8 protein-coding genes and 2 pseudogenes are annotated in these 9,396 nt (G+C 64.8%); 8 read left to right on the top strand and 2 right to left on the bottom strand.

Annotation, left to right across the window (positions count from 1 at the left end; translation table 11 throughout):
* The 8 genes and pseudogenes from XI04_RS34780 to XI04_RS34745 form a co-directional block, all read left to right on the top strand.
* A pseudogene (locus XI04_RS34780) lies at positions 1-249 on the top strand (hypothetical protein); the annotation flags it as partial.
* Between the two features lie 54 nt (positions 250-303).
* A complete protein-coding gene (locus XI04_RS34775; RefSeq protein WP_028139755.1) occupies positions 304-1,221 on the top strand; it encodes a branched-chain amino acid ABC transporter permease in 918 nt (305 codons plus the stop codon).
* Complete coding sequence (locus XI04_RS34770; protein ID WP_038970763.1) at positions 1,218-2,162, top strand: branched-chain amino acid ABC transporter permease; 945 nt, start codon at positions 1,218-1,220, stop codon at positions 2,160-2,162. The genes XI04_RS34775 and XI04_RS34770 overlap by 4 nt, the downstream gene beginning before the upstream one ends.
* Complete coding sequence (locus XI04_RS34765; RefSeq protein ID WP_018316880.1) at positions 2,155-2,922, top strand: ABC transporter ATP-binding protein; 768 nt, start codon at positions 2,155-2,157, stop codon at positions 2,920-2,922. The genes XI04_RS34770 and XI04_RS34765 overlap by 8 nt, the downstream gene beginning before the upstream one ends.
* Positions 2,915-3,628, top strand: a complete 714-nt coding sequence (locus XI04_RS34760; RefSeq protein ID WP_028139757.1) for an ABC transporter ATP-binding protein — start codon at positions 2,915-2,917, stop codon at positions 3,626-3,628. The genes XI04_RS34765 and XI04_RS34760 overlap by 8 nt, the downstream gene beginning before the upstream one ends.
* A gap of 240 nt (positions 3,629-3,868) precedes the next feature.
* Positions 3,869-4,648, top strand: coding sequence for an AraC family transcriptional regulator (locus tag XI04_RS34755; protein WP_271609663.1), 780 nt, complete (start codon positions 3,869-3,871; stop codon positions 4,646-4,648).
* A gap of 109 nt (positions 4,649-4,757) precedes the next feature.
* Positions 4,758-5,378: pseudogene (locus XI04_RS34750) on the top strand (TonB-dependent receptor plug domain-containing protein); the annotation flags it as partial.
* Between the two features lie 59 nt (positions 5,379-5,437).
* The gene (locus XI04_RS34745) at positions 5,438-7,123 is read left to right on the top strand and encodes a TonB-dependent receptor domain-containing protein (RefSeq protein ID WP_333916432.1); all 1,686 of its coding nucleotides are present in this window, start codon (positions 5,438-5,440) and stop codon (positions 7,121-7,123) included.
* A gap of 37 nt (positions 7,124-7,160) precedes the next feature.
* On the opposite strand, the gene XI04_RS34740 is transcribed toward XI04_RS34745, so the two are convergent.
* Both XI04_RS34740 and XI04_RS34735 read right to left on the bottom strand, forming a co-directional pair.
* Positions 7,161-7,514, bottom strand: a complete 354-nt coding sequence (locus XI04_RS34740) for a hypothetical protein (protein WP_028139760.1) — start codon at positions 7,512-7,514, stop codon at positions 7,161-7,163.
* A gap of 323 nt (positions 7,515-7,837) precedes the next feature.
* Positions 7,838-9,274 (bottom strand): glutamine synthetase family protein, encoded by a 1,437-nt coding sequence (locus tag XI04_RS34735; protein WP_271609661.1) that lies wholly within the window; start codon positions 9,272-9,274, stop codon positions 7,838-7,840.
* Between the last annotated feature and the right edge of the window lie 122 nt (positions 9,275-9,396).

Genomic DNA, 9,396 nt, shown 5'->3' with positions numbered 1-9,396 from the left:
CTTGTCCCGGCCATCCACGTTGAGCCACCTGGCACGAAGGACGTGGATGCCCGGGACAAGCCCGGGCATGACGCAGACCTGCGGCAGGTTGCCCCGGCCGGCACGGCAGCTTTCTTGCAGGAGCGTCTCGATCACATGCATCGGCATGCAACAAAGTGCATGTTTGGTGTCGAATCGCTCTTGCCTCGGAACGATACTGCCATTACCCATTTTTCCGCCTTGAACAGGCAGGGGGAGCTCTTTCACTGATGGCGAACGTGTTCGAACATCGGCGCGACACCGCGTGCGCCTGAAAGAGTCTTGATGCTGCTTGTCGTCGAACAGTTCCTGAACGGGTTGCAGTTCGGCCTGCTGCTGTTCCTGCTCGCCGCCGGCCTGACGCTGGTGTTCGGCATCATGGATCTCGTCAACCTCGCGCACGGCTCGCTCTATATGATGGGCGCCTATTTCGCCGCGACCTTCGCGGCGTGGACCGGCAGCTTCCTGCTCGGGGCGCTGATGGCGCTGGGGGCCACGCTGGTGCTCGGCATCGTGCTGGAGATGAGCGCGCTACGGCATCTCTATGGCCGCGACCATCTCGACCATGTGCTGGCGACCTTCGGCCTGATCCTGTTCTTCAACGAAGCCGTGCGGCTGATCTGGGGCCCGGCCGGCCTTGCGCTGCCGCTGCCGGCCTGGCTCACGGTGCCGGTGCCGATCCTGCCCGGCATACACTACCCCGCCTATCGGCTCGCCATCATCGTGGTGGCGCTGCTGGTGGCGCTGCTGCTCTATCTCGGCGTGATGCGCACCCGCATCGGCATGCTGATCCGCGCCGGCGCCTCCAACCGCGAGATGATCGGCGCGCTCGGCATCAACATCAAGCTGCTCTACACGCTGGTGTTCGGCCTGGGCGCCGCGCTCGCCGGCCTTGCCGGCCTGATGCAGGCGCCGATCCTCACTGTGCAGATCGGCATGGGCGAGAACATCCTGATCCTCGCTTTCGTCATCATCGTGATCGGCGGCATCGGCTCGATCCGCGGTGCGTTCCTGGCCGCGATCTTCGTCGGCATGATCGACACGCTCGGCCGCGCCTTCCTGCCTAATCTGCTGCGACAGGTGCTGAGCGGCGCCGCTGCCTCCACCGCCGCGCCCGCGCTGTCCTCCATGCTGATCTACCTGCTGATGGCGATCGTGCTGGTGGTACGGCCGGAGGGGCTGTTTCCGGCCAACCGTCGATGAAGTCTTTCACTGTGAGCAAGGCCGTCACGGCCCTGATGCTGGCGGGCCTCCTGCTGCTGCCGCTCTATTCGCAGCTCTCCGGCAACATCTTCATCCTGACGCTGTTCACCCGCATCATCATCCTGGCGCTGGCGGCCGCCAGCCTCAACCTCATCATGGGTTTTGGCGGCATGATGAGCTTTGGCCATGCCGCCTACCTCGGCATCGGCGGCTATGCCGTCGGCATGCTGGCGCAGGAAGGCGTCGGCAGCGGCTTCATCCAGTTTCCGGTCGCGCTCGCGGCGTCCGCGCTCTATGCGCTCGTGATCGGCGCGCTCTCGTTGCGCACCCGCGGCGTCTATTTCATCATGATCACGCTCGCCTTCGCGCAGATGGCCTATTACGTCGCTTCGGGGCTGGCACGCTACGGCGGCGATGACGGCCTCACCGTCTACAAGCGCAGCGACTTCTCCGGGCTGGTCAACCTGTCGAACCGCACGCAGTTCTATTATCTCTGCCTCGCCTGCCTCCTCGGCGTCATCTTCCTGATCTGGCGCATCGTCAATTCGCGCTTCGGCCTCGTCGTGCAGGGCCTGCGCTCCAACGAGCAGCGCATGCAGGCGATCGGCTTCCCGGCAAAGCGCTACAAGCTCGTCTGCTTCGTCATTTCAGGCACCATGTGCGGCCTCGCCGGCGCGCTGCTCGCCAACAACACCGACTTCGTCAGCCCGGCCGTGATGTACTGGACGCGCTCCGGCGACCTCATGGTGATGGTGATCCTGGGGGGCATGGGCACGCTGATCGGCCCGATCATGGGCGCGGTGGTGTTCCTGCTGCTGGAGGAATTCCTGTCGCAGATCACCGAATATTGGGCGCTGATCATGGGCCCGCTGCTGCTGCTGATCGTGCTGTTCGGGCGCGGCGGCATCATGGGCATGCTGGGGAGGGCCGGCCGTGGCTGAACCCCTGCTTCGCGTCGAAAAGCTGGTGCGTCGCTTCGGCGGCATCGTTGCGACGGATAACGTCTCGCTCGACGTCGCCGCGGGCGAGCTGCACGCCATCATCGGCCCGAACGGCGCCGGCAAGACCACGCTGATCAGCCAGCTCACCGGGCATCTCGAGCCGCATTCCGGCAGCGTCTCGCTGGCGGGGCGCGACATCACCTATCTGCCGGCCTATCGCCGCTGTGCGCTGGGTCTTGCGCGTTCGTTCCAGATCACCTCGCTGCTGCTCGATTTCACCGCCGCGGACAATGTCGCGCTGGCGGCACAAGCCCATGCCGGCACCTCGTTCCGCTTCTTTGCCAACGCGCGCAAGGAGCGATCCTTGCGCGATGCCGCGCATGCGGCGCTCGATCGCGTCGGGCTGTTGCATCGCGCCGACGTCGTGGTGAACAGGCTCAGCCATGGCGAGCGGCGCGAGCTCGAGCTCGCGGTCGCGCTCGCGAGCAAGCCGAAGCTCCTGCTGCTCGACGAGCCGATGGCCGGCTTGGGTGTCACCGAATCCCAGCGCATGGTGAAGCTGCTCCAGGAGCTGCGCAAGGAGGTCTCGATCGTTCTGGTCGAGCACGACATGCCGGCGGTGTTCGCGCTCGCCGACCGCATCACGGTGCTGGTCTATGGCCGCGTCATCGCCTCGGGCGATCCGGCCGCGATCCGTGCCAACGAGGACGTCAAGCGCGCCTATCTCGGGGACCAGCACGTGGTGACGCATCATGGCTGATACGCTGCTCGAGGTTGACGGCATCGAGACCTGCTATGGCCTCTCCCAGGTGCTGTTCGGCCTGTCGCTGTCGATCAAGCCCGGCGAGATGGTCTCGCTGATGGGCCGCAACGGCATGGGCAAGACCACGACCATCCGCTCCATCATGGGCCTGACGCCGGCGCGATCAGGCAGCATTCGTTTCGCGGGCGCCGAGGTCAGGCAGCTTCCCTCATACAGGATCGCAAAGCTCGGCGTCGGCCTGGTTCCTGAGGGCCGCCAGATCTTCCCGAACCTCACCGTGCGCGAGAATCTGGTCGCGGCCGCCGCCGACCGCTTCAGCAGCCCCAATCCCTGGACGCTGGCCGCGATCTACGTGCTGTTCCCGCGCCTTGCTGAACGCGCGTCCAACATGGGCAACCAGCTCTCGGGCGGCGAGCAGCAGATGCTCGCGATCGGCCGCGCGCTGATGACCAATCCAAAGCTCCTGATCCTGGACGAAGCGACCGAGGGCCTCGCGCCGCTGATCCGCGAAGAAATCTGGCACTGCCTGTCGCTGCTCAAGAGCCGCGGACAGTCGATCCTGGTCGTCGACAAGAACGTCGACCACCTCGCCCGCATCTGCGACCGCCACACCATCATCGAGCGCGGCAGGACGGTGTGGAGCGGCACCTCCGATCAGCTGATGGCGGAACCGGATCTCCAGCACAAATATCTCGGCATCTGACGCGCGTTGCTGCCGACCGCGCGTAATGCGCAAGATTCCCTTCGAGCAAATCCAGTTTCGAATCCCTCCAAACCGCGCGCAGAGCTCTTGAGCGCGCCGCCGCCAGCGGTCAAACAAGCCGCGGCGTAAGCGGATTCGATGCGGGACTTCTACGATCAAATTGTCGGACGGCCTCAAGACGACATCGGTTCCGCACAGCCCGGCGCTTCGACAGCGCGATGGCTGGATTTTCCGGGCTGCGTGTTTGTCAGAGGCGAGTTTCGAGCCGATGCCGGGGGCTCTGCCATCGCAGCCCCGGGCCTGTTCATCTCGGTCTCCGTTGATGGTGACGCAGGACGCGGCATTCTGACGCGCAGCATCGGCTGCGAAGGGCAGATGACGGCAATTGCCGTGCGCGAAACCTGCGCGGCGGAACGCGCGGTTCACTCCGGCGAGCGTTCCGCGATCGGCCTGGCGTTTCCCCAAACCTCGATCGATGGACTCGGACTCGGCGATGAGTTTCGGGCGCTGTTTGCGAACGACGTCTCGGGCGCAGCGATCGTCTCTCTGAGAGCGTCTGCGCGCATACAGGCGGTCGCGGCAGAAATGTTTTCGCCGCCGGTCACCGGCAACGCGGCGCAATTGCTGCTGTCAGCGCATGCCGCCGAGATCGTGGTTCACGCCTTGTTCGGCGAGCGCGGCCGGATTGCGACCGATCCGACCACCGATCTGCAGTGGACGCGGCTGCAATCGGTGAAGCAGCGGATGGACGCCGATCTCGCCTATCCCTGGAGCATCGACGAACTGGCGCGGAACGCGGGGCTGAGCCGCAGGTCCTTCAACCAGAAATTCCGGATGGCATATGGCCAGAGCGCGATCGACTATCTCAGGGCTCAGCGGCTCGATGCCGCACGTGCCTTTTTGATTCACCAGCGCTTGTCCGTCACCGAAGCGGCCTATCGGGTCGGCTATTCCCATCCGGCGAATTTCGCGACAGCCTTCCGCAGGCGCTTCGGCCATTCGCCGAGCCGCTATCAGTAAACTCGAGAGCCTCCACGTGGGATCAAAGGTGATTTGCGCGCGCGCAAAGGCGGCGACCGCTTTGATCTGGTTACACCCGGGTTGTTGAACACGGAACTCGGGGAATACGATGAGGCGGAACGACGGGCAGAGGCTCGGCTGGGAACGGATGGTGAGAACTGGTCTGGGAGCGGCCGGTTTGGGAGTGGTCCTGCACGCGACGCCCTCGGCGGCACAGGTCTCCGGAACCAATTCGCCTTCGACGGCCGGCACATTGCCTCCGGTCACGGTGGAGGCGCCGAGCCAGGCGCGTCCGCGTGGCCAATCTGCCCAGCGCGCCTCACAATCGCAGCGGGGCCGCGTCGCAATCCCGCGCAATGCCGGGTCCGGACAAGCCAGAAACTCTGATGCGCGCGAGGCGGGCAGCGGCCGCGCCAACGCGTCGAGCGAGAACAGCTATGTCGCAAGCAGCAGCTCGGCAGGCACGAAGACGAACACCCCGCTGCTCGAGACGCCGCAGTCGATCTCGGTCGTGACCCGCAAGGAGCTCAACGACCGCGCCGTGCAGACGCTGACGGAAGCGGTCGGCTATGAGCCGGGCGTCCGCATCGATGCCTCCGGCTACGATCCGCGCTTCGACGCCATCTCGATCCGCGGCTTCGACATCACCTATAACGGCGTCTATCTCGACGGCCTGCGCCTCGTCGGCGCCGGTCTCGGCGTGTTCAAGACCGAGCCTTATGGCGTTGACAGCATCACCGTGGTGCGCGGGCCGAGCTCGGCCCTCTACGGTCTCGGCTCGCCCGGCGGATTGATCGACCTGCAGAGCAAGCCGCCGACCAGCCAGCCGTTCCACGAGGTGCAGACGGTGTTCGGCGACCGCGAGCGCGTTCAGGGCAATTTCGATCTCTCGGGTCCGGTCGATCCCAACGGCCAATTTTCCTATCGGTTGACCGGCGTCGTGCGCGACGCCGACGTGTTCGTGCCCGGCGGCAAGGACAATCGTATCTACGTCGCTCCCGCCGTCACCTGGAAGCCGGACCAATCGACGACCCTCACCATTCTCGGCGCCTACCAGAAATCGAAGACGCCGGGGTCCATGTTCACCTATTCCACGGGCACCGGCACGACGACGGACATCTTTACCGGCAGCCCGTCCTACAATTCGCTCGACCAGGAGCAGGGCCGCGTCGGCTATCTGTTCGAGCACGCGTTCAACAACGCCGTGGCCGTTCGCATTCGCTCGACCAGGAGCAGGGCCGCGTCGGCTATCTGTTCGAGCACGCGTTCAACAACGCCGTGGCCGTTCGCCAGAAATTCCGCTATGTCGACGTCGATGCGGTCACGCGCTATGTCGGTTTTCTCGGCGCTCCCGTCGGCAATGTCGTCTCGCGCTATACCGGCTACGTCCACGACACGCTGCAATCGGCCATCATGGACAATCAGGTCGAGGCGAAACTCTCGACCGGTCCGGTGCAACACACGCTCCTGGTCGGCACCGACTACACGGCATCGAAATTCAACGACAAGCAGGGATTTGGCTTCGGGGTTTCCCCTCTCAATCTGGCCGCGCCGGTCTACGCGCCGGAATCCATTCCCGATCCGGCTATCTCGTCCTCAACGCAGCAGCGGCAGATCCAGTCCGGCGTGTACATCCAGGACCAGGCCAAGCTCGACCACTGGATCCTGACGCTGAGCGGCCGCAGCGACTGGGTTCGCACCACGGGCGAGGATCAGTTCGCGCTGACCCGCCAGCAGCAGTCCGAACAGGCCTATAGCGGGCGCGCCGGGCTGACCTATGTGTTCGATTCCGGAGTTGCGCCTTACGTCGCCTATTCAACCTCGTTCTTTCCCAATCTCGGCGTCGATCCCACAGGCGCCTTCTTCAAGCCCACCACCGGCAAGCAGACCGAGATCGGCGTCAAATATCAACCGCAGGGGACGAGGAGCTTCATCACTGCCGCGGTGTTCGACCTGACCCAGAGCGGGGGCCTGGTCACGACCGGGACAGGCGTCACGGTCCAGCGCGGCGAGATTCAAAGCCGCGGCTTCGAATTGCAGGCGCTCGCGAGCCTCGGCGGCGGTTTCGACATCACCTCGTCCTACACCTATCTCGACATGGTCACCAAGCAGGCCGGCGACAGCGCGCAGATCGGCAAGTTTCCGTCGGGCAATCCGCCGCACACCGCGACGCTGTGGGGCAACTATGCCCTGCCGCTGGCCGGCCCGTTTGCGGGACTGAGCATCGGTGGCGGCGTGCGTTACATGTCCTGGAGCTATGGCGACGATCTGAACACGTTCAAGAACAGTTCGGTGACCCTGGTCGATGCTGCGCTGAAATTTGATTTCGGCCAGGCGGCGAAGGAGCTGAAGGGCCTGCAGTTCCAGGTCAACGCCAAGAACCTGTTCAATCTGCACTACACCACGTGCCAGGTCGGATATTGCTACCGCGGTGCCCCGCTGACCGTCATCGCAACGCTCGGCTACCGCTGGTGAGTATGGCGATGGTGAAGACCGGGGCCGGCTGCCGATCCTACCAATAGATCCCGTGGCGATGCAGCGCACGGACGATTTGGGCGTCGGTGGACAGCTGACGCCGCTTCGGCTTGGTCGTTCCGGCCGTGCTTGCCGGCGGCGTAGATTGCGTGGTTGGTGCCACCGTGGCCGCCGGTGCCGTCGCTGAGGTTGGTGCGGTGGTCGCAGTCTGGACATTTGCCGGCTGCGACGGCGCCTGGGTGGTTTGCGGCGAGACCGTTGCCGCCGTGGCGGGTTGCTCGATCGCCTGCTGGCTGGAATTGCTCGCTGCGAGACTGAGGCTCCGCGACCCACCCGCATAGGCCTGGCTTGTGAGCAGAGACACCGTTGCGATCAGGATCAGCTTGCGCATGGAAACGCTCCTAATCTGGTCAATCCATCTTACCTATCGCGCATCCATTGAGTTTCAGCGCGCCAGATGATGCCGACCGATGTTGATCAAGGTTGCCCGGCACGACAGGCGGTAGATCAGGCTGAATAACTGGTCCCACATGATCGAACTCCACTGTTGATCACATGCAGGAATCCTAGCGCAGGAGTCTTTCAGTGGGTTTTCGCGGGGATGGAAAATGGCTTCGTCCGGCAGCGGTTGCGATGTCGTCGGAACCGGCGCGACGAAGCCGCTTCACACGGCCGTGAGCCGTTACTCTCTTGAGGAATCCGCGGGGCAGGGCGTCAAAACACCTCGAAATATTCGCGGTGCTCCCAGTCGGTCACTTCTGACAGGAAGCGGTCGATCTCGGCGTTCTTGATGTGGGTGTAGTAGTCGACGAACTCCGGCCCGAGCTTGTCGCGGAAGAACGGATCGTCCTTCAGCGCGCTGACCGCATCGCGCAAGCTCTTCGGCAGCAGCGGCGCCTTGGTCTCGTAGGGCGTGTCGGCGGACGGGCCGGGATCGAGCTTGCGGTCGACGCCGTCGAGGCCCGAGAGAATCTGCGAGGCCATGTAGAGATAGGGATTGGCGGCGGGCTCGCCGATGCGGTTCTCCAGGCGCGTTGCGGCATCATTGGCACCGCCGAGCACGCGGATCATCACGCCGCGATTGTCGCGGCCCCAGATCGCGCGGTCGGGCGCCAGCGAATAGGAGCGGTAGCGCTTGTAGCCGTTGATGGTCGGCGTGGTGAACACGGTCGAGGCGCGGGCGTGGTCGAGCAGGCCGCCAAGGTACGCCCGGCCAAACGCGCTGAGCGGCTCACTGCCGTCCTTGGCCATGAAGATGTTTTCGCCGCTGGCGCGCGAGACGATCGACTGGTGCAGGTGCCAGCCGCTCGCGAACACATTCGGCAGTTTCGGGCGGCACATGAAGGTGGCGTGATAGCCGTGCCGGCGCGCGATCTGCTTCACGGCGCTCCGAAACAGCACCATGTTGTCGGCGGGCTCCAGGCCCTTCTTCGGCGCGAAGGTGAACTCGCACTGGCTCGGCCCGAACTCGACCTCGACCGAGCGCAGGGGCAGCCCGAGCGCGACGATGTCGCGGCGCAGGATCTCCAGCACCGGCTCCATCTGATCGAAGCGCTGCTCGGTGAGATATTGATAGCCGTGGCTGAGCAGGCTCACTGATGGTGGCGTGCCCGGCTGGCCGGCGTCCTCGGGCCGCATATGCGGGTCGTCGAGCTTGAAGATGTGGAATTCGACCTCGAGCCCGGCGACGAAATCGTGGCCGCGGCTGGCGAGCTGGTCGAGCACCTTGCGATAGAGCGAGCGCGTCGCGAACGGCACCGGGCGGCCGTCATTGAAGTAGAGGTCGCACAGCACCCAGCCCGTCGCCGGCGCCCATGGCAGCACGCGGAAGGTGGAGGGATCGACGACCATCAGCACGTCGGCCGCGCCCTCCATCTCCTTCATGCCGAAGCCGCCGCCCGCGGTGAACACCGGGAATACCGTGCGGTGCGAAGTATCCTTGGCGAGCATGGTCGTTGTGATGGAGCAGCCGCTCTCCAGCGAGGCGATCGCCTCGGAGGCGATGATGGTCTTGCCGCGCAGGATGCCGTGCTGGTCGGGGAAGGCGAGCCGGATGACCTCGAGGTTCTTGTCCTCGACGAGACGGCGCATGCGCGACGCGGCGTCCCTCTGCTCATCCGACCACAGCGCATGACGCGCGACGAAAGTCACTTTGCTACTCCCTCAGCTGCCGTAGGGTGGGCAAAGCGGAGCGTGCCCACCGCGTCTATCGACCACACCGAAGCATGGTGGGCACGGCGCGTTGCGCTTTTGCCCACCCTACGGGTTCGGTG

Source organism: Bradyrhizobium sp. CCBAU 11430 (genome assembly GCF_028128855.1).
Taxonomy (GTDB): domain Bacteria; phylum Pseudomonadota; class Alphaproteobacteria; order Rhizobiales; family Xanthobacteraceae; genus Bradyrhizobium; species Bradyrhizobium ottawaense.
Note: the sequence above shows the minus strand (reverse complement) of the source record. Positions and strands in the feature narration are given on the sequence as shown.